Source organism: Roseateles sp. FW305-36 (assembly GCF_058787015.1).
The window spans coordinates 96,979-120,055 of the sequence record NZ_JBYSZK010000002.1 but is presented as its reverse complement, the minus strand read 5'-3'; the positions used below and the strand labels follow the sequence as shown (position 1 = coordinate 120,055).

Annotated in this window: 25 protein-coding genes; 17 read left to right on the top strand and 8 right to left on the bottom strand. The window is 67.1% G+C overall.

Annotation, left to right across the window (positions count from 1 at the left end; genetic code table 11):
* Positions 1 to 44 precede the first annotated feature (44 nt).
* Positions 45 to 2,246 carry a TonB-dependent receptor gene (locus AC3WOE_RS04830; RefSeq protein ID WP_492688668.1) on the bottom strand — a complete coding sequence of 734 codons (2,202 nt, stop codon included), beginning with the start codon at positions 2,244 to 2,246 and terminating at the stop codon, positions 45 to 47.
* Between the two features lie 185 nt (positions 2,247 to 2,431).
* Between AC3WOE_RS04830 and bla the strand changes: the two genes are divergently transcribed.
* Together bla and AC3WOE_RS04820 are read left to right on the top strand one after the other, a co-directional pair.
* Positions 2,432 to 3,295: a class A beta-lactamase gene (gene bla / locus AC3WOE_RS04825; RefSeq protein WP_492688667.1), complete on the top strand. Its 864-nt coding sequence runs from the start codon at positions 2,432 to 2,434 to the stop codon at positions 3,293 to 3,295.
* Positions 3,292 to 4,200 (top strand): AraC family transcriptional regulator, encoded by a 909-nt coding sequence (locus tag AC3WOE_RS04820; protein ID WP_492688666.1) that lies wholly within the window; start codon positions 3,292 to 3,294, stop codon positions 4,198 to 4,200. Before bla ends, AC3WOE_RS04820 begins: the two co-directional genes overlap by 4 nt.
* Here the strand turns inward: AC3WOE_RS04820 and AC3WOE_RS04815 are convergent.
* Entirely contained in the window at positions 4,197 to 5,351 is a 1,155-nt protein-coding gene (locus AC3WOE_RS04815; RefSeq protein WP_492688664.1) for a GGDEF domain-containing protein, read from the bottom strand. The two genes, AC3WOE_RS04820 and AC3WOE_RS04815, sit on opposite strands and share 4 nt — an antisense overlap.
* A 67-nt stretch (positions 5,352 to 5,418) precedes the next feature.
* Positions 5,419 to 6,345: an MBL fold metallo-hydrolase gene (locus AC3WOE_RS04810; RefSeq protein WP_492688663.1), complete on the bottom strand. Its 927-nt coding sequence runs from the start codon at positions 6,343 to 6,345 to the stop codon at positions 5,419 to 5,421.
* 92 nt (positions 6,346 to 6,437) lie between these two features.
* Between AC3WOE_RS04810 and AC3WOE_RS04805 the strand changes: the two genes are divergently transcribed.
* The 12 genes from AC3WOE_RS04805 to AC3WOE_RS04750 all read left to right on the top strand — a co-directional run bounded on the left by AC3WOE_RS04805 (position 6,438) and on the right by AC3WOE_RS04750 (position 11,601).
* The gene (locus AC3WOE_RS04805; RefSeq protein WP_492688661.1) at positions 6,438 to 6,749 is read left to right on the top strand and encodes an NIPSNAP family protein; all 312 of its coding nucleotides are present in this window, start codon (positions 6,438 to 6,440) and stop codon (positions 6,747 to 6,749) included.
* Positions 6,746 to 7,069: an antibiotic biosynthesis monooxygenase family protein gene (locus tag AC3WOE_RS04800; protein ID WP_492688659.1), complete on the top strand. Its 324-nt coding sequence runs from the start codon at positions 6,746 to 6,748 to the stop codon at positions 7,067 to 7,069. The genes AC3WOE_RS04805 and AC3WOE_RS04800 overlap by 4 nt, the downstream gene beginning before the upstream one ends.
* Positions 7,066 to 7,752 carry an ArsR/SmtB family transcription factor gene (locus AC3WOE_RS04795; protein ID WP_492688657.1) on the top strand — a complete coding sequence of 229 codons (687 nt, stop codon included), beginning with the start codon at positions 7,066 to 7,068 and terminating at the stop codon, positions 7,750 to 7,752. Before AC3WOE_RS04800 ends, AC3WOE_RS04795 begins: the two co-directional genes overlap by 4 nt.
* Positions 7,753 to 7,801: 49 nt before the next feature.
* Positions 7,802 to 8,155 (top strand): hypothetical protein, encoded by a 354-nt coding sequence (locus AC3WOE_RS04790; protein ID WP_492688655.1) that lies wholly within the window; start codon positions 7,802 to 7,804, stop codon positions 8,153 to 8,155.
* Between the two features lie 173 nt (positions 8,156 to 8,328).
* On the top strand, positions 8,329 to 8,703 hold the full coding sequence (locus AC3WOE_RS04785; protein ID WP_492688653.1) for a hypothetical protein: 375 nt from the start codon (positions 8,329 to 8,331) through the stop codon (positions 8,701 to 8,703).
* 76 nt (positions 8,704 to 8,779) lie between these two features.
* Positions 8,780 to 9,211 carry a hypothetical protein gene (locus AC3WOE_RS04780; protein ID WP_492688651.1) on the top strand — a complete coding sequence of 144 codons (432 nt, stop codon included), beginning with the start codon at positions 8,780 to 8,782 and terminating at the stop codon, positions 9,209 to 9,211.
* A 120-nt stretch (positions 9,212 to 9,331) separates the two neighbouring features.
* Complete coding sequence (locus AC3WOE_RS04775) at positions 9,332 to 9,460, top strand: hypothetical protein (protein ID WP_492688649.1); 129 nt, start codon at positions 9,332 to 9,334, stop codon at positions 9,458 to 9,460.
* A 108-nt stretch (positions 9,461 to 9,568) separates the two neighbouring features.
* Positions 9,569 to 10,021 carry a hypothetical protein gene (locus AC3WOE_RS04770; RefSeq protein WP_492688648.1) on the top strand — a complete coding sequence of 151 codons (453 nt, stop codon included), beginning with the start codon at positions 9,569 to 9,571 and terminating at the stop codon, positions 10,019 to 10,021.
* 29 nt (positions 10,022 to 10,050) lie between these two features.
* A complete protein-coding gene (locus AC3WOE_RS04765; RefSeq protein ID WP_492688646.1) occupies positions 10,051 to 10,452 on the top strand; it encodes a hypothetical protein in 402 nt (133 codons plus the stop codon).
* The gene (locus AC3WOE_RS04760; protein ID WP_492688644.1) at positions 10,449 to 10,829 is read left to right on the top strand and encodes a hypothetical protein; all 381 of its coding nucleotides are present in this window, start codon (positions 10,449 to 10,451) and stop codon (positions 10,827 to 10,829) included. The genes AC3WOE_RS04765 and AC3WOE_RS04760 overlap by 4 nt, the downstream gene beginning before the upstream one ends.
* A 4-nt stretch (positions 10,830 to 10,833) precedes the next feature.
* Positions 10,834 to 11,232 (top strand): VOC family protein, encoded by a 399-nt coding sequence (locus AC3WOE_RS04755; RefSeq protein WP_492688642.1) that lies wholly within the window; start codon positions 10,834 to 10,836, stop codon positions 11,230 to 11,232.
* Between the two features lie 78 nt (positions 11,233 to 11,310).
* The gene (locus AC3WOE_RS04750; protein WP_492688641.1) at positions 11,311 to 11,601 is read left to right on the top strand and encodes a GlsB/YeaQ/YmgE family stress response membrane protein; all 291 of its coding nucleotides are present in this window, start codon (positions 11,311 to 11,313) and stop codon (positions 11,599 to 11,601) included.
* A 33-nt stretch (positions 11,602 to 11,634) separates the two neighbouring features.
* On the opposite strand, the gene AC3WOE_RS04745 is transcribed toward AC3WOE_RS04750, so the two are convergent.
* From AC3WOE_RS04745 to AC3WOE_RS04725, 5 genes are all read right to left on the bottom strand, one after another.
* The gene (locus AC3WOE_RS04745) at positions 11,635 to 13,143 is read right to left on the bottom strand and encodes a SpoVR family protein (RefSeq protein WP_492689212.1); all 1,509 of its coding nucleotides are present in this window, start codon (positions 13,141 to 13,143) and stop codon (positions 11,635 to 11,637) included.
* 89 nt (positions 13,144 to 13,232) lie between these two features.
* A complete protein-coding gene (locus AC3WOE_RS04740) occupies positions 13,233 to 14,513 on the bottom strand; it encodes a YeaH/YhbH family protein (protein WP_492688639.1) in 1,281 nt (426 codons plus the stop codon).
* A 15-nt stretch (positions 14,514 to 14,528) separates the two neighbouring features.
* A complete protein-coding gene (locus AC3WOE_RS04735) occupies positions 14,529 to 16,451 on the bottom strand; it encodes a PrkA family serine protein kinase (protein WP_492688638.1) in 1,923 nt (640 codons plus the stop codon).
* Positions 16,452 to 16,877: 426 nt separating this feature from the next.
* Positions 16,878 to 17,780: a ParB/RepB/Spo0J family partition protein gene (locus AC3WOE_RS04730; RefSeq protein WP_492688637.1), complete on the bottom strand. Its 903-nt coding sequence runs from the start codon at positions 17,778 to 17,780 to the stop codon at positions 16,878 to 16,880.
* Positions 17,781 to 17,879: 99 nt separating this feature from the next.
* Positions 17,880 to 18,419 (bottom strand): RBBP9/YdeN family alpha/beta hydrolase, encoded by a 540-nt coding sequence (locus AC3WOE_RS04725; RefSeq protein WP_492688636.1) that lies wholly within the window; start codon positions 18,417 to 18,419, stop codon positions 17,880 to 17,882.
* A gap of 51 nt (positions 18,420 to 18,470) precedes the next feature.
* On the opposite strand from AC3WOE_RS04725, the gene argC reads away from it, so the two are divergent.
* The 3 genes from argC (at position 18,471) to AC3WOE_RS04710 (ending at position 23,068) form a co-directional block, all read left to right on the top strand.
* A complete protein-coding gene (gene argC, locus AC3WOE_RS04720; RefSeq protein WP_492688635.1) occupies positions 18,471 to 19,418 on the top strand; it encodes an N-acetyl-gamma-glutamyl-phosphate reductase in 948 nt (315 codons plus the stop codon).
* Positions 19,419 to 19,484: 66 nt separating this feature from the next.
* On the top strand, positions 19,485 to 21,779 hold the full coding sequence (locus AC3WOE_RS04715; RefSeq protein ID WP_492688634.1) for a hypothetical protein: 2,295 nt from the start codon (positions 19,485 to 19,487) through the stop codon (positions 21,777 to 21,779).
* The gene (locus AC3WOE_RS04710; protein ID WP_492688633.1) at positions 21,776 to 23,068 is read left to right on the top strand and encodes an esterase/lipase family protein; all 1,293 of its coding nucleotides are present in this window, start codon (positions 21,776 to 21,778) and stop codon (positions 23,066 to 23,068) included. The genes AC3WOE_RS04715 and AC3WOE_RS04710 overlap by 4 nt, the downstream gene beginning before the upstream one ends.
* Positions 23,069 to 23,077: the final 9 nt, after the last annotated feature.

Here is a 23,077-nt window from a genome sequence, read left to right as displayed (position 1 = left end):
GCCGCCTCACCGGAGGCGGCGTTGTCGTGACAGCGAGGCGAGGCTTAGAACAGCGCCTTGAACTGCACGCCGTAGGTGCGCGGGTCGTTGATGAAGCCCGTCAGGTTGTTGAAGTCGATGGCGCCGGTGACGCGGATCTGGTTGGTGATGTTGCGCACGAAGCCGGCGGCCTCGTACTTGCCATTGCCCCAGATGTAGCCCGCGCGCAGGCCGCCTTCGGTCAGGGCCTTGCCGGTGAACTCGGTGGCCTCGTACAGGAAGAAGTTGACCTTGGAGCGGTAGGCCCAGTCGGTGTAGACATAGACCTCGTCGCCGCTGGCCAGCGGGATGCTCCAGCGCGCCGTCAGGTTGTAGGTCCACTTGGGCGCGTTGGGCAGCGGGTTGCCGTCGATGAGGGCATTGCCGTTGAGCAGCACGTCCTTCACGGTCGGGTACTGGCCGTTGACCTTCAGCGAGCCGCCCGGCGGCACGCCCAGCAGCGGGTCCTTGATCTTGGTGTTGTTCAGCGAGCCGCCGAAGGTGACCAGCACGTCCGGCGTGATCAGGGCTTCCAGGTTCAGTTCGGCGCCGTTGCCGCTGGCCTTCTTGGCGTTGAGCAGGCGGGTGGCGTTGTTGCTGCCGCCCACGGCCGTCAGCTGCAGGTCCTTGACGGTGTAGGTGAACAGCGAGCCCGACAGGCGCAGGGTGCGCTTGAGCAGTTCGCTCTTGAAGCCCACTTCGTAGGAGTTGACGTTTTCCGGGCCGGCCTGCGACTGGCCGGCGAAGGCCGAGGCGTTCTGCATGGACGAGGCGCGGAAGCCGTTGGCGTAGCGGGCGTAGAGGTTGGTGCTCTCGTCGAGCTTGTAGGTGGCCGACAGGTCGCCGCTCCACTTGCCGTCGTCCGTGCTGGCCGTCGTGCCGGTGGAGGTGTTGAACAGGCCGGTGCCTGCGTGGGTGGTGGACAGGTCCTTCTTGTCCTTGGTGTAGCGCAGGCCGGCGCGCAGCTTCAGCTCGTTGCTGACGGCGTAGTTGATGGAGCCGAACACCGCGCCAGCCTTGTTGGTCTGCGAGGTGTAGATGTGGTCGACGTCGGCGTGGGTCGTCGTGTTGTAGGTGATGTTGTCGATCGTGTACTTCTCGTCGAAGAGGTACACGCCGGCCTGCCAGCTCAGCGGGCTGGTGGTGTTGGACTCCAGGCGCACTTCCTGGGTCAGCTGGCGGTGGCCGTTCATGCCGCTGCCGGTTTCCGACTGGAAGGGGATGCCCGGTGCACCGGCCACGCCGCCATCGATGTCGCCGCGGGACAGGGGCTTGACGTGCTCGCCGCCGGTGATCGAGTAGATGTTGATGCCGGGCAGCGACCACTTCAGGCGCAGGCTGCCGCCGGTCTGCTTCAGGGTCTGCTCGTTGACGCCGTTGAAGGCGACCTTCTCGGCGTCGAAGCCGTCGGCCAGGTCATTCGTGCCGCGCTTGATGGCGTTGGCGCGGAAGAGGCGCGGGCTGCCGTTGAGATCGCGGACATGGAGGTTGGCCAGGGCGCTGAACTGCTTGTGCGGCTCGAACAGCACCTGCGCGCGCACAGCGGTGTCGCGGTAGCCCTCGGTCTTGGGCGTGACGGCGTTCGGGGCGGTGTTGTCGACGAAATCGCTGCGGCGCTGGCTCTGTGCGGAGATGCGGGCGGCCCAGTCGCCGCTCAGCGGCAGGTTGGCCGCGCCTTCAAGGTTGAGGGTGCCGTAGTTGCCGACGGTCACGCTGGCATAGCCGTCCTGCTTCTGGCTGGGCTTGACCGAGTCGAACTTGACGACGCCAGCCGGTGTGTTGCGGCCGAACAGCGTGCCTTGCGGGCCGGCGACGACTTCGACGGCGGCCGTGTCGAAGATGGGGAAGCCCTTCAGGATGGGGTTCTCCTGGACCACGTCATCGACGATGACGCTGACCGGCTGGGAGGCATTGAGGCGGAAGTCGGTGTTGCCGTAGCCGCGCAGATAGAAGCGCGGGAAGGCACGGCCGAAGCTGGATTCGATGTTCAGGCTGGGCACGCGGCCCGACAGGAAGCGCAGGTCCTGGCCACCCGAGGCCAGCACGTCGAGCTTGTCGCCGCTGATCTTGGAGACGGCATTGGGCACGTCCTTGATGTTCTCGGCACGGCGCTCGGCCGTGATGACGACGGTTTCGAGCTGGCTGCGGTCCTTGGGGGCTTCCTGGGCCAGGGCGGGCAGGGCAGCGCCCAGGGCGAGGGCCAGGAGGCTGAGACGGGGGGCGTACATCGGGCAACGACTCCAAAAATGGCGGCCCGAAAGCTGGGCCGGCGGCGATTGTGCGGATGCAGCAAGAAACTGGCTGGCGTCATGGCGACGTTGTTGCGCAAGTCTGACGGACTAGTCAGTTTGCGGACGGGCGAGGCCGGTGCCGCGCACCTGTGCCGTGCATGGCGCGCACGAGAATGCGGCGCATGAAGCGTCGACTCATGGTTTTCCAAGCCGCTTTGCTGGCGGCCCTGCCCGCCTTCGCGCGGCCCGCGCCGGCCCCGGACTTCGCCGCGCTGGAGGGCCGGGTGCGGGGCAGGCTGGGCTTCTTCGCCCTCGACGCCGGCAGCGGCCGGGTGATGGCCCACCGCGCCGACGAGCGTTTCGCCACCGCATCGACCTTCAAGATCCTGCTCGCCGCCCGCGTGGCCCAGGGCGTGGAGGCCGGGCGCTGGGGTTGGAACGATGCCGTGCCGCTGCACGAAACCGACCGCGTGCCGCATTCCCCGGCCTTCGACCGCTACCTGCCGCGTGGCCAGGCGACGCTGGGCGAGTTGGTGCAGGGCATCGTCGTCGAGAGCGACAACCCCTGCGCCAATGTGCTGCTGCGCCATTGCTGCGAGTCGCCTGCCGGCCTGACGGCCTGGTTGCGCGAGCAGGGCGATGCGGTCACGCGGCTGGACCGCTGGGAGACCGCGCTGAACGAGAACGCGCCCGGCGATGAGCGCGATACCAGCACGCCGCGCGCCTTCGCCAGGACGCTGCAGCACCTGCTGCTCGGCCCGGGCCTGAAGCGCGGCAGTCAGGCGCTGCTGTGGGCCGACCTGCAGGCCTCGCGCACCGGCCTGAAGCGGCTGCGTGCTGGTGTGCCCGATGCCAGCTGGCGCGTCATCGACAAGACGGGCAGCGGTGCCCGCGGCTCGGTCAACGACGTGGCCCTGGTGTTCCCGCCGGGCGGCCGCTCGCCCTGGGTCGTCGTCGCCCTGCAGTCCGATTCCAAGGCGTCGACCGACGAGCTTTGCGCCGTGCAGGCCGACGCCATGCGCCTGCTGGCGAGGGCCTGGACATGAGCGCGCCGCCCAACGCCAGCCGGCGCCAGTACGAAGCGCGCATGCATCGGGTGCGGGAACACATCGACCGGCATCTGGACACGCCCCTGGACCTCGAGGCCCTGGCCGCCGTGGCCCACTTCTCTCCCTATCACTTCCACCGGCTCTTCCTGGCGTGGACGGGCCAGACCCTGGGCGACTATCTGGCGCGCCGCCGGCTGGACAAGGCTGCCCAGCGCCTGCGCGGCCAGCCGGAGTCGACGGTGCTGAGCATTGCGCTGGGCGTGGGCTATGGCTCGGCCGAGGCCTTTGCGCGGGCCTTCAAGGGGCGCTTCGGCCATTCGCCGACGCAGTGGCGCAATCTCGATCAGGCCGACAGCAATCTGGATCAGGGCGGCGCATGGCGCGCCGACGAGCATGGCTTCTCCCGCAATGACGACGAAGGAGAAGTCACCGTGAACGTCCGCCTCATCACCCGTCAACCCGTGCGCATGGGCTATCTACGCTACCAGGGCGCCTATGGCCCCGAGCTCGGCCGCTTCTGGGCCCAGACCTTCAACCCCTGGCTGGCCACGCAGAACCTCGGCGCCGTGGCCCGCTTCGGCATCGGCCACGACGATCCCAGCCTAGTGCCGCCCGAGCAATGCCGCTACGACGCCGGCGTGGCCGTGCCGGACGACTGGGTGCCCAACGGCGGCGCCCTCGTCACCGAGCTGCCCGGTGGCCGCTATGCAGCGCTGGACTTCAAGGGCACGGCCGCCGAGATCGGCGCCGCCTGGGCCGCCATGATGGGTCAGTGGCTGCCGTCCAGCGGCCTGCAGCTGGATGCACGGCCCTGCTTCGAGCACTACGGACCGCAGTCGAGCTTCGACTTCAAGACCGGCGTGTTCGACTGCGAGCTCTGCATTCCGGTGGCGCCGCTCTAGACCAGCGGTGCGAACTCGCTGACGGTCCGGTCTCGGCCGGTCTGTTTGGCTTGATACAGCGCCCGGTCGGCGCGTTCGATGGCCTGGTGCAGGTCCTCGCCCGGCGCGCATTCGGCCACGCCGGCCGAGAAGGTGATGTGCAGGCCCGGCACCATGCTGTCGAAAGAGGTAACGGCCAGGGCCGCACGCAGGCGCTCGACCAGGGCCGCGGCCGTGTCGGCGCTGGCCTGCGGCGTGACGACGAGGAATTCCTCGCCGCCCCAGCGACCCGCAAAGTCGGTGCTGCGCAGCGCCCCCTGCAGGGCAGCCGCGAAATGACGCAGAACCGCGTCGCCCACCGCATGGCCGTGGCGGTCGTTGACGGTCTTGAAATGGTCGATGTCGATCAGCACCAGGCTCATGGTCTGGCCGCTGTGGCGCTGGTTGAGCTGCTCGGCGGCCAGGCGCTCGCTCAAGTGGCGACGGTTGCTGATGCGCGTCAGCTCGTCGTGATGGGCCAGGTACTGGATGCGCTCCAGTGCCGCGCGCAATTCGGTCGTGCGCGCGCCCAGCTTGGCGCGCAGCCGCGCCATGTTGACCGACAGCACCGACACCGCCGTCATCAGGATGGCCGCGAAGCTGAAGTGCAGCACCTCAACGGCGGGCGGAAAACGCACCGGATCGGTGGCCGCGCCATAGCCCATGGCCGCCCCCAGCGACGACAGGCCGAACAGATAGAGGCCGAAGGCCTGGCGCTGCGACAACACGAACATGCCCCACACCAGGTTGAGCAGCATGATGGCGATGATGGCGCCCCGCAGCGGGGGGTCGATGGCATAGCCCCAGGCCGTGATCAGCACGCCGAAGACCGATTGCGGCAGCGTCAGCGTGGGGTCGTTGCCGAGGTGGCGGCTCAGGCCGCTGCGCACCAACAGGTAGAAGCCCGTAATGCCCGCCAGGCTCAGGCCGCTGACCCAGAGGCCGGGGCCGGCCTCCATCAGGCCCAGCTTCACCTGCACGGCCACGTTGAGCGCGAACAGTCCGTAGACCGCCAGCGCCAGCAGCGTCAGCTTGACGGCGCCGCGGCCCTGGCCGTCGCGACCGAGCAGCGCGTCCGCCCAGCGCGAGGACGCGGGGTCGGGGGCGGGGGCAGGGTGTTGCTCGGCGGGCATGGGGCGCTGAGGATAGCCGTGGGCCAGCATGTCGTGGGTGCCGACACAGTTGGTTGCAAGGGCCCGGTCAGGGCACGATGCGCAGGCCGTCTTCGGCCCAGGTGATGGGGCCGGCGTAGTGCTGGCGGATGGCGGCCTGCACAGCCTCGCGGCGGCCCTCGACGGCGGGCGACAGATGGGCCAGCAGCAACTGGCCGGCGCGCACGTCGGCAGCGATCTCGCCGGTCTGGGTCGGGGGCGTGTGCAGGGTGTAGAGGACGGGCGGCGAATCGGGCGGGTCGAGGACGACGCTGTTGACGACGAGCAGGCTGGTTTCGACGGCGAGGCGGCGCAGCGCGGCATGGCCCGCCGGGTCGATGTCGCCGCTGAAGGTCAGGCTCTTGCCACCGTGGTCGATGCGGTAGATGACGGCCGGCGCGTCGCGGTGGTGGCCGGCGATGGCCGTGATGCGCAGGCCGTCCTCGTCCAGCAGCAGGCGCGGCTGGCGAGTGGTGGCGGGGATGTCCGTCGCCTGCAGCGTCAGCGGCGCCGAGAAGTCGCGCAGATAGCCGAAGGCGCCCTGCCTGCCGAACAGCAGCTCGACGAAACGCCGCGTGGACGGGAAGTCGGCGTCGTCGCGCTGGCGTGCCTTCTGGCCGGTGGGGCCGAAGATCTTCAGCGTCACCGGGCGGCCCGCCGACACTGCCCGGGCCTTGACGATGCCGGGCAGGCCGCCGGCATGGTCGGCATGCAGATGGGTGAGCAGGAATAGGTCCAACCGCCCCAGCGGCAGGTGGGCCTCACCCAGGCGCGCAAAGGCGCCGGGGCCGGCGTCCACCAGCACGCGCGCCACGCCGTCCACCAGCACCAGGTGGCTGGACCCTGCGCGGCCGGTGGCACCCGGGCCGCCGGAGCCGAGCACGACGAGTTCCAGCGGCGGCGGAGCGGTCTGCGCCTGCGCGGCGCCGGCCAGGCCGACCAGCAGGGCGAGGAGGGAGCGGCGCAGGCGGTCCATGGCCGGAGCCTAGCCCATGCTTCGTTGCACGGCGAAGTGTCGTTGGACGCTTGCCGCCCACACTGAAGCCCACATCGATTGCGAGAACCGCCATGCCCCAGATCACCTGCTTCATCCGCTACGAACTCGACCCGATCCAGCGCGAGGCTTTCCGCGAATACGCCCAGGCCTGGGGCCGCATCATTCCCCGCCTCGGCGGCCGCCTGCTGGGCTACTGGCTGCCCTGGGAAGGCACGAACTACGAGGCCTGGGGCCTGGTGGGCTTCGACTCGCTGGCCGACTACGAGGCCTACCGCACGCGGCTCAAGGCCGACCCCGAGGCGCGCGCCAACTTCGAGTTCGCTCAGGCGCAGCGCTTCATCCTGCGCGAGGAGAGGACCTTCTGCGAGGATGTCCAGCCATGATCGCCGTCATCTTCGAAGTCGAACCCACGGCCGAGGGCCGGCCGGCTTACCTCGACCATGCCGCCGCCTTGAAGCCGCTGCTGGAGCAGATGGACGGCTTCATCTCGGTGGAGCGCTTCCAGAGCCTGACCCAGCCGGACAAGCTGCTCAGCCTGTCCTTCTGGCGTGACGAGGAGGCCGTGCGAGGTTGGCGCGAGATGGAGCGCCACCGCGAGGCCCAGGCTGCCGGTCGCGGCGGCCTGTTCGCCGACTACCGCCTGCGCGTCGCCCATGTCGTGCGCGACTACGGCTTGAACGAGCGAGAGCAAGTCCCGCGATGACTGGCGCCGAGCCCCGCCTGGCCCGTGTGGCGGCCGCCATTGCCGACCCGACGCGGGCGCGCACCCTGGCCCGCCTGCTCGACGGCCGCCTGCACACGGCGGGCGAGCTGGCCGCGCATGCGGGTGTGGGCGCGGCCACGATGTCGGCCCACCTGAAGCTGCTCGTCGACGAAGGCCTGGCGCGCGTGCGGCCGCAGGGGCGGCATCGCTACTTCGGCCTGGCCGATGGCGATGTGGCCCATGCGCTGGAGGCCCTGCTGCGCGTGGCCGATGGCCGCGAAGCCGGTCCGGCCGCCGACCTCAGGCGCTGGCAGAAGCCCGAGATGCGCGGCCTGCGCCATGCGCGCAGCTGCTATGGCCATCTGGCCGGCGAACTGGGCGTGCAATGGCGCGAAGCCCTGCTGGCCAAGGGCTGGGTGATGGCGGCGCCGGATGGGCGGTATGAAGTCAGCGAGGCGGGGCGGGAGGCTCTGGCGGGGCTGATGCCAGAAGGTTTTGCGGCGACGGGGCGAATGCTCTATGACTGCGTGGACTGGTCGGAGCGCCGCGACCATTTCGCGGGACCACTGGCGGTGGCGTGGCTGGAGGGGATGGTGGGCAAGGGCTGGCTTCGGCGTGTCGAGCAATCTCGGGAGTTGCGCTTGACGCCGCCAGGCCAGACGGCGCTCGATATGCTTCGTTGAAGGGCGGACTTCGATCGCCCGCTGCAAATGTCACAACAGGTCAAGGCATATGGGTCTGGTTGAAAGCATTCGCCGGCTTTTTCGCCGCGTCCCACGGTCCGTGGTCTTCGACGGCGAGAAGGTCGTTCGCACGCTGAGGAGTGGCGAAACTGAAGTGGTGCACTGGGACGATTTGCAGTCCGTCGAGGTCATCACCACGGATGACGGCCCTTGGGGCGAGGATGTCTTCCTGGTCCTCAAAGGACGGGTCGGCGGATGTGCGGTCCCTCAAGCCGTGCCGGGTTCCTCGGAGCTGGTTCGGCGTCTTCAAGAGCTGCCGGGTTTCCGGAACGAGGCATTCATCAACGCCATGGGATCGACGAGCAACGCCACGTTCCTTTGCTGGGAAAGAGGTGCTCCGTAGTTGCCGGCCCGACTGACGGCGACGTGCCTATTCCCGGCTTGTAGGTGAGAGCCGTTCTTTGTCGATGATTGTTGGCATAGTCATCGCATATTGCCCCTTTGCAGCAGTCGCTGCGATGGCTGTCGCCTCAGAGCCCCTTAGATCGCGCAACGACCCGTATGGCTGGCCGGAGCATGTTCCAAGTCAAAGTTCCCGGGATTGCACTTCCGCTGCTGTTCGCCACGTCGATCGTTGCCGCCTTCTTCGCTGGCCACTACATCGCTGGGTTCGATGTGACGAAGCACGAAGCAGAGAAAGTTCGCCTCTTGCAGGCAGGCGTCAGCGCCGATCAACTCCAGCTGCATGCATCCCTGCTGGCTGGTATCCGATCGGGGCAGGTGGATGGCGCCATTCGCGTGCTTGAGTTCGAGGCGCACGCAGAAGCAGCGGGCGCCGCGGAGTGCCTGTCCAGCCAGATCTGTGCAACCCTCGCCGCGCCGACGCCGGAGAAGCGGAAGCAGTTGCAGGATCTGGTGGATGCTCACGCGGTGTGGCCGCCGACGCCTTAGAAGCAGACCAGCCAACCATTCTGGGTTCCCCGCGGCCCCGCAGGGCTGCCTCGTCAAGCTAGCTGGAAGCTCGTCCTTGTTCAAGTTCCTCTTCAGATGCCTGCTGTTCTGCTTCGGCCTGGTGCTTGTGGTCGATGCCGGCCTGCCGATGCGCACCCACCAGTTGCAGGTCGACCGGCATACCAGCAGCACGCAGACTGACGCCCGGTCGAGGACCAGCAGCGACACCAGCTACACGATTCACTTCGTCGGGGGCGCGCTGTCTTCCTGCGACGTGGGTTATGCGACGTACACGGCCTTGAAGGACGGCGACAGCGTGGAGGTCAAATCGACCACGCTGTTCAAGCGCTGCGTGCAGGTCACACGCGGCGGGGAAGTGTTTGAATTCAGCAAATACTGGCGCGTCTTCGAAGTGGTGGGCGGGGTGCTGATGATCTTGAGTGCCATCGGCTTGCTGGGTCGCAATGACGAAGAATCAGACGGCTTCGACATCCGTCGCAGTTGGTGAGGAGAGGTCGACCGTGCCCCTGTCCAAGCTCGTGTCCTGCTTCCGCTGACGGCCGCCTATTTCGCCGCCAGCCTCGCCCACTTCAGCCACAACGCCCGGTACATCGCCTTCTATCCCGGCATGCCGGCCTGGCTGACGCCGGGGCGGGTCTGGCTGTTCTGGTTTGCGGTCTGCGGCGTGGGCCTGCTGGCCTGGGTGTTGAACCGTCTTGGCCTGCGCGCTCTCGGCCAGCATTGGTTGAAGGTTTGATGGGCGTCGTGCCTATTCCCAAGTCGTGAGCCATGGTTGGCAATGGTTTGTTGGCATAGTGGCCATGACTAACTTGGGGTACTGAAGCTGGTGCGTGGAGGGCGTTCAATGGCGCGCAAACGGGTTTCGTTTCAGATTGCCTGGCTCTCTGTGTGCATGGCCGTCGTGTGCGACGTTTCGGCGACGACCTGCAAGTGGGGCGTCGATGTGTATTTCCCTGCCCGCAGCGCTTTGACGAGCGACGAGGAGATGTCAAAAGCTTTGCAGGCTATCCGCCGAGTGAAGACAGGCGATGTGATGGCGGTCTATGTTGTAGGCCATGCCGACCCTTCCCAGGAAGGAGATCCGGAGCGTCTGGCGGCCGCTCGCTCTGCTGCGGTGTTGGCCTATCTTTCCTCGCAAGCCCCGGAGCTCGCCGGCACATTCAAAGTGGACTCTGTTGGCGCTACTCAGCCGGTGGCGCCTGCATCGCACGCAAATCTCAATCGGAGAGTCGAGGTGGAGGTTGTTTGTGTCGTTCCTTCAGCCGCATCATCAACTGCAAACCCGCGTCCTGAATGACTCGGATATCGTTCATCTCACTTCCCTCCATGCCGCGCAGCCTGATCGCTCTCGCCACCGTCTACTTCGCCGCCAGCCTCGCCCACTTCAGCCACAACGCCCAGTACATCGCCTTCTACCCGGGCATGCCGGCCTGGCTGACACCGGGCAAGGTCTGGTTGTTCTGGTTCACCGTCTGCGGCGTCGGCCTGCTGGCTTGGGTATTGACGCGGCTGGGGTTGCGAGCCCTCGGCCTGCTGGCCCTCGGCGTCTACTGCGCCCTGGGCCTGGATGGCCTGCTGCATTACCGGCTCGGCCTGTGCTCCGGGCACACGCTGCTGGCCAACGTGACCATCTGGGCCGAGGCGACCACGGGGTTGATGCTGTTGCTGGTGTCGGCGGTGCTGTTCGCAAGGCGCTTGCTGAGGCCCGCGAGCGCCTGGGGCGCATGAGGCTGCTGCGCTACTTCCAGGCCCTGTCCTTGGGCAAGATGGTGCTCTGGTGCTATCTGATCTGGTATGTCTGCACCGTCGTCGCCTACTTCGATCCGACACCTGCGATCTGGCTGAACTCCATCGGCATCAGCGTCATCGTCGGCGTGGCCCTGCTGCTCAGCGTGGGGGGACAGGTGGCGGCTTCGTGGCAGACCTTCCGGCTGTTCTTCATGCCCTTCGCCGTGTCCAGCTTCGCGGCCTTGATCAAGGGCCACGGCTTCTTGCTGGTGTTTCCGCCGTCGCTCGCGCAGGCGAGCCTGCAGCTCGGCGCCTGCGCGGCGTTTCTGTCGGCCGTGTGGCTGCTGAAGCGGCTGGCGTCATCGACTCCAAGGTGAACCCATGGCCACGCTCGACCACCTCATCCTCAAGGTCAACGACCTCGCCGACAGCGTGCGCTTCTACACCGAGGTGATGGGCTTCACCGACGCCGGCCGTGATGGCCCCTTCACCGTCATCAAGGCTGGGCCCGACTGCCAGTTGCAGCTGGCGCCCTGGGGCACGCCGGGCTTCGAGCACTACGCCTTCGCGGTCACGCCGGCCGAGTTCGACGCCATTTTCGGTCGCATCAAGGCCGCAGGCCTGGGCTATGGGCCGACTTTTGACTCGGTCGGCAGCAATACCGGACCCGGCAGCGAGGTAGGCGCGCGCGGCCCGGGGCCGACGCTGTACTTCAACGACCCCAACAAGCACCTCGTCGAGATCCGCACCTACGGGCCCTCGAACTTGTCGGAAGCCTGACGCTAAGGGTTCGCCTTGGTGCCGGCTGACAGGGCCTGCCTAAAGATCGCTCGGCCCGCCCGCCATGAGCGATGCGGCGTGGCCAGCCTTCGCTCCAACAACCGAGAGGTCTTCATGCTGCACCTGCTGTGGATGTTCATCGTCGGCGTCATCGTCGGCGCGATTGCCCGATTCATCATGCCGGGTTCCGAGCATCTTGGGATGCTGATGACCGGCGTGCTTGGCATTGCGGGTTCGTTCGTCGGCGGCTTCATCGCACGCCTTTTCAGCAAGCCCGCGGACGGCGCCGTCGTGCATCCGGCGGGCCTCGTCCTGTCCGTCGTCGGCGCCCTCATCCTGCTCTACGCCTGGAACCATTTCGGGCATTGAGCCCGATGGCCTGAGTGACCGCAGGCCCGGCGCTCAGCCGGCCTGGGCCGGCACGTTCCAGCGCTTGGTCACGTCGCCGCGGCCGTTGACGCTTTCGAGGTTGACGGCGAAGCCCCACAGCCGGCCGACATGCTTGAGCACCTCCTGCGCGCTGTCGTGCAGCGGCCGGTTGAGGTGCTGCACATGGCGCAGCGTGAGGGACCTGTCACCGCGCAGGTTGACGTTCCAGACCTGGATATTGGGCTCGCGGGTGGATAGGTCGTACTGGCGCGACAGGGCCTGGCGCAGATGGCGGTAGCCGCCTTCGTCGTGGATGGCCGAGATCTCGTACTCGCTCTTGGCTTCGTCGTCGAGGATGGAGAAGAGGCGGAAGTCGCGCATGATCTTCGGGCTCAGGTACTGGCCGATGAAGCTCTCGTCCTTGAAGTTGCGCATGGCATGGTCGAGTGTCGGCAGCCAGTCGCTGCCGGCGATGTCGGGGAACCAGTCGCGGTCCTCGGCCGTCGGGTTCTCGCAGATGCGCTTGATGTCGGTGTACATCGCAAAGCCCAGCGCATACGGATTCAGGTTGGCGCCCGGGTGCTGGTAGACGACGTTGGTGTGGGACTTGAGCCACTCGATCATCATGCCGTCGCTCAGATAGCCGTCGTCGTACATCTGGTTCAGCAGCTTGTGGTGCCAGAAGGTGGCCCAGCCCTCGTTCATGACCTGGGTCTGGCGCTGCGGGTAGAAGTACTGGGCGATCTTGCGCACGATGCGCACGACCTCGCGCTGCCAGGGGTCGAGCAGGGGCGCGTTCTTCTCGATGAAGTAGAGCAGGTTCTCCTGCGGCTCGTCGGGGAAGCGGCGGCTCTCGGCGGCCTCGTCGGGGCGGTCGGGCTTCTTGGGCAGGGTGCGCCAGAGGTCGTTGATCTGCAGCTGGGCATGCTGCTCGCGGTCCTTCAGCCGCGCGCGCTCTTCGGCCAGGGACAGCTTGGCCGGACGGCGGTAGCGGTCCACGCCGTGGTTCATCAGCGCGTGGCAGGAGTCGAGCAGGGACTCGACGGCATCCAGGCCGTAGCGCTCCTCGCAGTCGGCGACGTAGTTCTTGGCGTAGACGAGGTAGTCGATGATGGACGAGGCATCCGTCCACATGCGGAACAGGTAGTTCCCTTTGAAGAAGCTGTTGTGCCCGTAGCAGGCGTGGGCGATCACGAGGGCCTGCATGGCCAGCGTGTTCTCCTCCATCAGGTAGGCGATGCAGGGGTCGGAGTTGATGACGATCTCGTAGGCCAGGCCCATCTGGCCGCGCTTGTAGCTGCGCTCGGTGGCGATGAACTCCTTGCCGTAGCTCCAGTGGCGGTAGTTCACCGGCATGCCGACCGAGGCATAGGCGTCCATCATCTGCTCGGCGGTGATGACCTCGAGCTGGTTGGCATAGGTGTCCAGGCCGAAGCGCTCGGCGGTGTTCTTGATGACGGCGTGGTATTCCTCGATGAGCTCGAAGCTCCAGTCGTTGGGCGAGGGCAGGGTCTGGCTGGGGCGCTGGGCCAGCGGCTTCATGCGCTGCAGCGGCTGGCGCTGCCGGCGGTCGGCCACACCCGGTGGCGGGACGGCGGCGTGCTCGTGGTGACGTCTGTCTTCCTTGCTGCTCATGCCGCTGCCCCTTCCTTCTTGAACAGCTCGCGGAAGACCGGGTAGATCTGCGGGGCCTCGACAGCCTTGCGCATGGCGAAGTGCTTGGCGTCCTCGGCGAGCTTCTGGTATTCCTCCCAGAGGTTCTGCTCGGGCTCGGCCACCTGCACATAGGCGAAGTAGCGGCACAGCGGCAGGATCTTGTCGGCCAGCAGCTCGCGGCAGCGGCCGCTGTCGTGGTGCCAGTTGTCGCCGTCGCTGGCCTGGGCGCCGTAGATATTCCACTCGGTCGGCGAGTAGCGCTCCTTGATGATCTGCTCCATCAGTACCAAGGCCGACGAGACGACGGTGCCGCCGGTCTCGGTGGCGTGGAAGAAGTTCTGCTCGTCCACCTCCTGGGCTTGGGTGTGGTGGCGGATGAAGACGACGTCGATCTTCTCGTAGTGCCGCGTCAGGAAGAGATAGAGCAGGATGAAGAAGCGCTTGGCGAGGTCCTTGCGGCCTTCGTCCATGGAACCCGACACGTCCATCAGGCAGAACATGACGGCGCGCGTCGTCGGCACCGGGATGCGCACGCGGGCGCGAAAGCGCAGGTCGATGGGGTCGAGGAAGGGGATGGCCTTGAGGCGGTCGCGCAGATGCTGGATGCGCTCGCGGGTCTCGAGCAGCAGGCGCGGCGTCTCGGGGCGGTCCTCCTTCAGCAGCTCCTGCTCGCGCGCTTCGAGCTCGTGCAGTTCGCGGCGCTTGTCCATGCCCAGCGCAATGCGCCGGCCCAGGGCCCCGCGCATGGAGCGCACCACATGCAGATTGGTGGGTGTGCCGTCGGACACGAAGCCGGCGCGCTGGCTGCGCCACTCGGGCGTGTCGGCCAGCGTCGTGCGGGCGAGATTGGGCAAGGCCAGGTCCTCGAAGAAGACCTGCATGAACTCTTCCTTGCTGAGGTGGAAGACGAAGTCGTCCTCGCCCTCGCCCTGGTCGCTGGCCTCGCCACTGCCGCTGCCACCGCCCTGCCCGCCCTTGGGCTTGGCGATGCGATCGCCCTTCACATACTCCTGGTTGCCCGGCCGCACGACCTCACGCACGCCGCCGTCGCCATGGCCGAAGACGGGCTCGCTCAGATCCTTCTTGGGGATGTGGACGTCCTCGCCGCGTTCCATGTCGCGGATGCCGCGGCCGTCCACCGCGCGCTTCACCGCCTCGCGGATCTGCTCCTTGTGGCGGCGCAGGAAGCGCTCGCGGTTGCCGATGGACTTGTTCTTGCCCGACAGCCGTCTATCGATGATTTGCTGAAGCGACATCGAGGGCCTGCTTTCTTAGCTGGACTTCCTCACGCGCAGATACCACTCGCACAGCAACCTCACCTGCTTGGCCGTGTAGCCCTTGTCCACCATGCGCTGCACGAAGTTCTCGTGCTTCTTGGCGTCCTCGGCGCTGGCCTTGGCATTGAAGCTGATGACGGGCAGCAGCTCCTCGGTGTTGGAGAACATCTTCTTCTCGATGACGGTGCGCAGCTTCTCGTAGCTGGTCCACAGCGGGTTCTTGCCCGCGTTGTTGGCACGCGCCCGCAGCACGAAGTTGACGATCTCGTTGCGGAAGTCCTTGGGGTTGGAGATGCCGGCCGGCTTCTCGATCTTCTCGAGCTCGGCGTTCAGCGCCGCGCGGTCGAAGACCTCGCCGGTGTCGGTGTCGCGGTACTCCTGGTCCTGGATCCAGTAGTCGGCATAGGTCACGTAGCGGTCGAAGATGTTCTGGCCGTACTCGCTGTAGCTCTCCAGATAGGCGGTCTGGATCTCCTTGCCGATGAACTCGGCATAGCGCGGCGACAGCTGCTCCTTGATGTAGCTGACGAACTTCTCTTCGGTCTCCTTGGGGAACTGCTCGCGTTCGATCTGCTGCTCCAGCACATACATCAGGTGCACCGGGTTGGCGGCCACCTCCGACGAGTCGAAGTTGAAGACCTTGGACAGGATCTTGTAGGCGAAGCGCGTGCTGATGCCGCTCATGCCTTCGTCCACACCCGCGTAGTCGCGGTATTCCTGATAGCTCTTGGCGCGCGGGTCGGTGTCCTTGAGGTTCTCGCCGTCGTAGATCTGCATCTTGGAATACAGCGACGAGTTCTCCGGCTCCTTCAGCCGGGTCAGCACCGCGAACTGGCTCATCATCTTCAGCGTGCCGGGGGCGCACTTGGCCTCGGCCAGTGACGAGCCGCGGATCAGCTTCTCGTAGATCTTGACCTCTTCGCTGACGCGCAGGCAGTAGGGCACCTTGACGATGTAGACGCGGTCGAGGAAGGCCTCGTTGTTCTTGTTGTTGCGGAAGGTCTTCCACTCGCTCTCGTTGCTGTGGGCCAGCACGATGCCGTCGAAGGGGATGGCGCCGAAGCCCTCGGTGCCCTTGTAGTTGCTTTCCTGCGTGGCGGTCAGCAGCGGGTGCAGCACCTTGATGGGCGCCTTGAACATTTCGACGAACTCCAGCAGGCCCTGGTTGGCCAGGCAGAGGCCGCCGGAGTAGCTGTAGGCGTCGGGGTCGTCCTGGGCATAGGTCTCGAGCTTGCGGATGTCGACCTTGCCGACCAGGCTGGAGATGTCCTGGTTGTTCTCGTCGCCGGGTTCGGTCTTGGCCACTCCGAGCTGCTTGAGCACGCTGGGGTAGCGCTTGACTACCTTGAACTTGCGGATGTCGCCGCCGAACTCGTCCAGGCGCTTGACGGCCCAGGGCGACAGGATGCGGTTCAGGTAGCGGCGCGGGATGCCGTAGTCGCGCTCCAGCAGCGGGCCGTCTTCCACCGGGTCGAACAGGCCGAGTGGCGATTCGTTCACCGGCGAGCCGGCCAGCGCGTAGAAGGGCACATGCTCCATCAGCTGCTTGAGCCGCTCGGCGATGGAACTCTTGCCGCCGCCGACGGGGCCGAGCAGATAGAGGATCTGCTTCTTTTCCTCCAGGCCCTGCGCGGCGTGCCTGAAATAGGACACCACCTGCTCGATGGCCTCTTCCAGGCCATAGAACTCGGCAAAGGCCGGATAGATCTTGATGGTCTTGTTGGCGAAGAGACGCGACAGGCGCGGGTCGTTGCGCGTGTCGAGCATTTGCGGCTCGCCGATGGCCTGCAGCATGCGCTCGGCAGCCGTGGCGTAGGCCAGGGGGTTTTTCTTGCACTCCGCGAGGTAGTCCTCGAGCGAGAGTTCTTCCACCTTGCTGCGCTCGAATCGCGCTGCGAAATGACTGATGACGTCCATGCCCACCTCCTGCGGTTTGAACTCCACGCAGTCACAGGCACGATCCGTGCCCGAGGGGACTGGGGGGTTCTGATCGCGCCTCAACTGCAAGGCGTCATCAGAACTCTCCACTTGGCTGATCAGCAGCTTGGCGCTGCCGGTCACTCATCTATCTGAAGAATAAGCCGCTACACGCCCACCAACAAACCAGCTCGCTCTTCCGTTGACAGGGTGCCGGTCCAGCATACGCCCGCAGTTTGGGCAAGACCTGGCACTTTTCGGGCAAACCACACAAACATGGGGGCCTTGTGGCTGTGCGCAGACAGAGGCTGGCGGTGAAGAACTGTTGCGATCGGGACATGCGTCACGGATGCATGAGCAACCCTGCCGTACGCTAGTGTTGCGGCGCCGTAAGAGGGCGTCCTGTCGGACGCCGCCGCATTGCAATCAGCCGCCGCGCAGCTTGTCGAGGATGCCGGACAGGGCGTCCAGCGAGTCGAAGTGGATGGCGAGCTCGCCGCTCTGGCCGGCGCGCTTGGTTCGCTTCTTAACGCGCACCTCGACGGTGGCGCCGAGGGCATCGGCCAGCTCTTCTTCCAGCCGCAGCACGTCGCGGCTCTTGTCGCTCTTCACGCGCAGCAGCGGTGCCTGGCGGGCGGCGCCCTGCTGCTTGGCGACCAGCTTCTCGGCCTCGCGCACACTGAGCTTCTTGGCGGCGATTTCGTTGGCGGCGGTGATCTGCACGGCGCCGTCCAGCGGCAGCAGGGCACGGGCATGGCCCATGTCCAGGTCGCCGGCCATCAGCATGTTCTGCACCGGCGCCGCAAGGTTCAAAAGCCGCAGCAGATTGCTGGCGGCGCTGCGTGAACGACCGACGGCCTGGGCCGCCTGTTCGTGGGTCAGGCCGAACTCGTCGGTGAGCCGTTTCAGGCCGTGGGCCTCTTCCAGCGGATTCAGGTCTTCGCGCTGGATGTTCTCGATCAGCGCCATCGCGGCGGCCGATTCGTCCGGCACCGCCTTGACCAGCACCGGCACCTCGCGCAGGCCCGCAAGTCTTGCGGCGCGGAAGCGGCGTTCGCCAGCAATGATCTCGTAGGCGACGCCGCCGTTGGGCGTGATCGGCCGCACCAGGATCGGTTGCATGATCCCTTGCGCCTTGATCGACTCGGCGAGCTCGTACAGCGAGCCCTCGTCCATGCGCGTGCGCGGCTGGTATTTGCCGGCCTGCATCTGTTCCAGCTTCAGCGTGCTGGGCGTGCCGTCGCGCTCCGGCGCCGGGGCGTCGCTGACTTTGGGGCCGAGCAGGGCTTCCAGGCCGAGGCCGAGGCCTTTGGGTTTCTTCGTGACCATGGGCGCGGATTGTCGATGAATGGGCGGCCCCGAACCTGCCGCTTTGCGTCAGGCCCCCCGAGGGGGAGTGAAGCGGCTCGGGAGCGGCCGGTCGCCGCTTCAGCGCTTGGCCAGGCTTTCCAGCAGTTCCCGCCCCTGCGGCCAGTCGCCCAGGCCCGACTCGGCGTTCAGATGACCCCGCGGCCCGGCGATGACGACGCTGCTGCCCCAGTCGGCGGCCATCTGCGTGCTGCGCTCGGCGGCGCCGAAGGGGTCGTCGCTGCTGATGACGGTGATGCTGGGAAAGGGCAGGCGCGGGCGGCGGATGGGGCGCCAGTTGTGCAGCTGGGGCGGCATGTCCTCGCGCTCGGTATCGGGCGGCGCCACCAGCAGGGCGCCCTTGACCCGGTCGGTATGTCGGGAGTGCTCGGCCCAGGCCGCCACCAGCTGGCAGCCCAGGGAATGGGCCACCAGGATGGCCGGGGCGTCGTCCTGCAGCAGCACCTCGTCCAGGCGCGCCATCCAGTCGCCGCGCCGCGGCCAGTCCCAGTCGTGCTGCTCGACGCGCTCGTCACCGTGCAGGCGCTCCCAGCGGCTTTGCCAGTGCTCCGGGCCCGAGTTTTGCCAGCCGGGGAGAAGCAGTACACGTGAGGGATTCATGGTTTGCCCTTATCCTTGGTGGTTCGATTTTGAGTGCTTGGAGCAGCGGCAATGACGTTCAAGGTGTTTGTGGATGGCCAGGAAGGCACCACCGGCTTGCGGATTCACGAGTACCTCGCGGCCCGCACCGACATCGAGGTGCTGAAGATCGATGCCGACAAGCGCAAGGATCCGGCCGAGCGTTCGCGCCTGCTGAACGCCGCCGACGTGGCCTTTTTGTGCCTGCCCGACGCCGCCTCGCGGGAGGCGGCCTTCATGGTCAACAACGACCGCACCTGCCTCATCGACGCCAGCACCGCCCACCGCACGGCGCCGGGCTGGGCCTTCGGCCTGCCGGAACTGGCTCGTGGCCAGCGGGGTGCCATCCAGGCCAGCAAGCGCATCTCCAACCCGGGTTGCCATTCCAGCGCCTTCATCTTGGCGGTGCGCCCGCTGGTGGACGCCGGCCTGTTGCCGCGCGACGCGGCCGTCAGCGCCACCTCCATCACCGGCTACTCGGGTGGCGGCAAGTCCATGATCGCCGAGTACGAGCAGCAGCCCCTGCCGGCCCCTCTGCAGGCGCCGCGGCCCTATGGTCTTGGGCTCAAGCACAAGCACCTGCCGGAGATGGCAGCCCATACCGGCCTGGCCACGCCGCCGGTCTTCCAGCCCATCGTCGCCAGCTTCTACAAGGGCCTGGCCGTCAGCGTGCCCCTGCACCTGAGCCAGCTCAAGGCCGGCACGACGCCTGAAGCCGTCCATGCCGCCCTGGCCGCCCACTACGAGGGCGAGCGCTTCATCAACGTGAAGCCGCTGCGCGATGCCGTGGCGCTGGAGGCGGGCTTCTTCGACGTGCAGGCCTGCAACGACACCAACTGTGTCGACCTCTTCGTCTTCGCGTCGGACACCCAGGTGATGCTGATGAGCCGCCTGGACAACCTGGGCAAGGGTGCCAGCGGCGCGGCTGTGCAGAGCATGAACGTCCACCTGGGTATCGAGGAAAGCCTCGGGCTGGTCTGAACCGAAAATCGGGTCGCTGAGGCGCAGCCCGGCGACATAGGATGGCGCCTCTCGGTGGGAGGCGCGATGTCGAAGACTGCAGGCACTGATCCTGTTCTGGCCCGGATTTCATTGGTCATTCCGGGCCGCACGATCGCCTTGGGCGGCACGCCCGAGGAGGGTGTGTCCGCGTGCCGGCTCGACACCGAAGCCATGCGCTGGACCTATGTGCTGCGGGCGCGTGAGCGCTGGCTCAGTTCGAGCGAAGCCAGCAACAGTCGCGAGGAACAGGCCCACCGCACGCTGAAGGGCTTTGGCCTTAAGGACGCCGACCTGGAGGCCCTGGCCCGCGCGCCGCGCGTCGTCGTGCGCATGCCCTACGAGTCCGAGCACGAAGGCTGGCAGGGCCGCATCTTTCCCTGGGAATACCTGCTGGCCAAGGCCACGCGGCGCTATCGCAATGTGGACAACCACCGCGTCACCGTGATGCGCGAGGTGGTGTCCCGGACGCCGGTCACCTGGGAAAAGTCGCGGCAGCCCAGCCTGCTCTTCGTGCAGAGCGCACCCGGCGGCCTGCGGCAGACCTGGGATTTCAGCGCCGAGACCAAGCGGCTCAAGCGCGCCCTGGGCGGCATCCGCCTGATCGAGCTGCAGGACCCGAGCTGGCAGCAACTGCACGATGTGGTGAAGCAGCTCAAGCCCGACCTCATCCACCTGAGCGGCTTCGACAATCTGGAAGGCCTGAGGGCCCTGCGCGACCTGGTGCCGGAAGGCGAGACGGTGGAGGCCGAATTCGGCCCCATGCACCTGGAAGACGTGCTGGCCAAGGAGGCCAGCGTGCCCGACGGCATGCTGCTAGCCGGCGAATCCGCCGGCGCGGCCGTGATCGGTGCGCAGCGGCTGGCCGAGGCACTCCGGGCGGGCGGGGAGCATTGCGCCTATTTCGTCTCGGTGAGCCTCGAAAACTCGGCCGCGCGCACGGCGGCGCTGATCGTGGCGGAGCGCGCGGCGCTGTCGGCCGTCGGCTTCCAGGACGCGATCGAGAACCAGCTGGTGGACTTCTTCTTCGAGCTGGTCTACAGCCAGCTGGACCAGACGGTGTGGAATCTGCCGCTGGCCTTCGAGAGCGCCTGGATGCGAGCGCGCAAGGAGCCCCGGGCCACGCGGGCCACCGGCGTCACGCTGTGGATGGGCGCGCCGCTGAACGAGGCCGCCCTCACTCGGGGAGAGCCCGCTGCGGCCGAACTGCGCGACGCCGGCACGCCGCCGCGGCTGCAGGCCGTGCCCGAAGAAGAGCTCAACTACGCGGTGCTGCACAACAACGGGCGGCTGTTCCGCCAGATCGTCGTGGAGCGTGGCAGCGCCCAGCCCGACGACTGGCTGAGCATCGATGTGGAGCTGCAGCTCGGCCCCGAGCAGGCCCGCTGGCGCAAGCGCTTCGCGGCCGGCGAGACGCGCTTCGACCTCAGCAACGAAGTGCATGTGCCGCTGACGGCTGCGCTGATGCGCTCGTTGCAGGAAGCCGTCAACAGCACCTTGATGGTCCAGCTCAGCCACAACGACCAGGTGCTGACGCGCGACAGCCATCGCCTGCGCCTGCTGCCCGTGGACCAGTGGCGCGACAACGACAAGGACGGCCAGTGGCTGCCCTCCTTCGTGCTGCCGCGCGATCCGGCCGTCGTCGGCGCGGTGGAGCTGGCCCAGCGCTATGTGCGCATCCTGCGCGACAACCCGGCCGCCGGCTTCGAGGGCTACCAGGCCGCGCCCAGCACCGAGGAAGAACAGCTGCGCGAGGTGGACCTGCAGGTGCAGGCGATCTGGGCCGCCCTGCTGCACGAATGGAAGCTCGGCTATATCAACCCGCCGCCGTCCTACAGCAGCAAGCTCGACTCGCAGCGCCTGCGCACGCCCAGCGCCATCCTGGGCGGGCGGGCCGGCACCTGCATCGACCTGGCCCTGCTGTTCGCCGCCTGCCTGGAGCTGATCGACGTCTACCCGGTCATCTTCCTGCTCAACGGCCATGCGCTGCCGGGCTATTGGCGGCACAACAGCTTCCAGGCCGACTACCTGGCCGTCAGCGGCGAGGGTGCCCATGGCGCCATGGCCGGCGCGGCGGATCGCAACTCTTCCGCCAGCCTGCAGCGCTACGCCTGGCAGGCGATCGGCGATGCGCCCTACCGCGAGGTCAGGCAGCTGATCCGCGCGCGGCGCCTGGTGCCCATCGAGACGGTGCGGCTGACTGAGCATTGCGGTTTCGTGGAGGCGGTGGAGGCGGGCATCGATGCGCTGTCGGAAGCGGACGACTTCCACTCCGTGCTGGACGTCGTGACGGCGCGCATGAAGGGCATCACGCCCCTGCCCATCGTGGAGGAGAGGCCATGAGCAACGGCAATCTCTGGGCCGATGTGAGCGACAGGCTGGCGCTCGAAGAGCCGCCGACGCAGCTCAGCACCCTGCCCATCGGCCAGCGCCGCCGGCGCGCGGCGACGCGTGACGCCGATGGCCGCGCCAAGGTCGAGCTGGTGCGTGACGAGGACGGCCTGCTGCGCTGGGTCTACTCGCCGCCCACCACGCCCGGCGGCACGGGGCGGCGTTCCTACCGGTCCATCCGCGTGGCCCCGGACGATGTGGTGCAGAGCTTTCGCTTCAACGACTTCGGCAGCAATGCGGTCACCGACAAGTTGATCGATGCCGACAACTGGCTGACGCCCGACCAGGGCATGCAGCGCTGGCAGGACGGCCATCTGGTGAGCGACCCCCAGCCCAAGATCGCCAAGGGCCGCGTGCTGCTGCTGGTGCATGGCACCTTCAGCAAGTCGCAGATGTGGTTCGACGAGCTGCAGGCCACCGAGGCCGGCAGGAAGCTGCTGGCCGGCTGGCAGCAGAAGTACGACGCCATCCTGGCCTTCGGCCATGCCACCCTCTCGGTGGCGGCCTGGTCCAACGCCCTCGATCTGCATCGGGCCCTGCTGAACGTCAGCGCACCCATCGACGTGGTCTGCCACAGCCGGGGCGGCCTGGTGGTGGGCTGGTTGATGCGGCTGCGCGCCGTGCCGGTGGAGCGCGTCGTCTTCGTGGCCTCGCCGCTGGTGGGCACCAGCCTGGCGGCGCCGGACAAGCTGCGCGCCGCCCTTGACATGATCGCCAGCTACGCCGATGCGGTGTCGGCCGTCAGCAGGCAGGCGACGGGCATCGTGCCTTTTGCCGAAGGCGTGTCGCTGCTGGCCAAGATCTTCGGCAAGGTGCTGCACCTCGGTAGCACCACACCCATCGTCGATGCCGCCGTGGGACTGGTGCCGGGGCTGGCGACACAGCAGCTGGTCAGGAACAACGGCGATGTGCGCCAGCTGTTCGCCGACCCCTGGCTGTGCACGCCCAAGATGTTCGGCATCGGCGCGTCCTTCCAGCCCGACGAGAGCGCGCAGCCGATCTGGAAGTTCTGGCGCCGCTTCAGCCACGTCGGCGACCAGATCAAGTACGGCGCCGCCGACATGGTCTTCCCCGGCCCCAACGACCTGGTGGTGGACGTGGACTCGATGTTCCGCCTCGGCGAGGGCGGCAACATCACGTTCGAGGCTCTTGGCGTCGGCCCCACCACGCATCACACCAATTACTTCCGCGACGAGCGGGTCATCGATTTCCTGGGCGACCAGTTGTCGATCCAGAGCTGAGAGCCGCCC

Excerpts from the sequence above, each read along its gene's own strand:
- AC3WOE_RS04755 (WP_492688642.1), top strand. The coding sequence starts at position 10,834 with ATGGCCACGCTCGACCACCTCATCCTCAAGGTCAACGACCTCGCCGAC.
- AC3WOE_RS04735 (WP_492688638.1), bottom strand. The coding sequence starts at position 16,451 with ATGGACGTCATCAGTCATTTCGCAGCGCGATTCGAGCGCAGCAAGGTG.
- AC3WOE_RS04810 (WP_492688663.1), bottom strand. The coding sequence starts at position 6,345 with ATGGACCGCCTGCGCCGCTCCCTCCTCGCCCTGCTGGTCGGCCTGGCC.
- AC3WOE_RS04805 (WP_492688661.1), top strand. The coding sequence starts at position 6,438 with ATGCCCCAGATCACCTGCTTCATCCGCTACGAACTCGACCCGATCCAG.
- AC3WOE_RS04710 (WP_492688633.1), top strand. The coding sequence starts at position 21,776 with ATGAGCAACGGCAATCTCTGGGCCGATGTGAGCGACAGGCTGGCGCTC.
- AC3WOE_RS04785 (WP_492688653.1), top strand. The coding sequence starts at position 8,329 with ATGTTCCAAGTCAAAGTTCCCGGGATTGCACTTCCGCTGCTGTTCGCC.
- AC3WOE_RS04745 (WP_492689212.1), bottom strand. The coding sequence starts at position 13,143 with ATGAAGCCGCTGGCCCAGCGCCCCAGCCAGACCCTGCCCTCGCCCAAC.
- AC3WOE_RS04815 (WP_492688664.1), bottom strand. The coding sequence starts at position 5,351 with ATGCCCGCCGAGCAACACCCTGCCCCCGCCCCCGACCCCGCGTCCTCG.
- bla (WP_492688667.1), top strand. The coding sequence starts at position 2,432 with ATGAAGCGTCGACTCATGGTTTTCCAAGCCGCTTTGCTGGCGGCCCTG.
- AC3WOE_RS04715 (WP_492688634.1), top strand. The coding sequence starts at position 19,485 with ATGTCGAAGACTGCAGGCACTGATCCTGTTCTGGCCCGGATTTCATTG.
- AC3WOE_RS04725 (WP_492688636.1), bottom strand. The coding sequence starts at position 18,419 with ATGAATCCCTCACGTGTACTGCTTCTCCCCGGCTGGCAAAACTCGGGC.
- AC3WOE_RS04820 (WP_492688666.1), top strand. The coding sequence starts at position 3,292 with ATGAGCGCGCCGCCCAACGCCAGCCGGCGCCAGTACGAAGCGCGCATG.
- AC3WOE_RS04830 (WP_492688668.1), bottom strand. The coding sequence starts at position 2,246 with ATGTACGCCCCCCGTCTCAGCCTCCTGGCCCTCGCCCTGGGCGCTGCC.
- AC3WOE_RS04730 (WP_492688637.1), bottom strand. The coding sequence starts at position 17,780 with ATGGTCACGAAGAAACCCAAAGGCCTCGGCCTCGGCCTGGAAGCCCTG.
- AC3WOE_RS04795 (WP_492688657.1), top strand. The coding sequence starts at position 7,066 with ATGACTGGCGCCGAGCCCCGCCTGGCCCGTGTGGCGGCCGCCATTGCC.
- AC3WOE_RS04775 (WP_492688649.1), top strand. The coding sequence starts at position 9,332 with ATGCCGGCCTGGCTGACGCCGGGGCGGGTCTGGCTGTTCTGGTTTGCG.
- AC3WOE_RS04800 (WP_492688659.1), top strand. The coding sequence starts at position 6,746 with ATGATCGCCGTCATCTTCGAAGTCGAACCCACGGCCGAGGGCCGGCCG.
- AC3WOE_RS04760 (WP_492688644.1), top strand. The coding sequence starts at position 10,449 with ATGAGGCTGCTGCGCTACTTCCAGGCCCTGTCCTTGGGCAAGATGGTG.
- argC (WP_492688635.1), top strand. The coding sequence starts at position 18,471 with ATGACGTTCAAGGTGTTTGTGGATGGCCAGGAAGGCACCACCGGCTTG.
- AC3WOE_RS04770 (WP_492688648.1), top strand. The coding sequence starts at position 9,569 with ATGGCGCGCAAACGGGTTTCGTTTCAGATTGCCTGGCTCTCTGTGTGC.
- AC3WOE_RS04765 (WP_492688646.1), top strand. The coding sequence starts at position 10,051 with ATGCCGCGCAGCCTGATCGCTCTCGCCACCGTCTACTTCGCCGCCAGC.
- AC3WOE_RS04790 (WP_492688655.1), top strand. The coding sequence starts at position 7,802 with ATGGGTCTGGTTGAAAGCATTCGCCGGCTTTTTCGCCGCGTCCCACGG.
- AC3WOE_RS04740 (WP_492688639.1), bottom strand. The coding sequence starts at position 14,513 with ATGTCGCTTCAGCAAATCATCGATAGACGGCTGTCGGGCAAGAACAAG.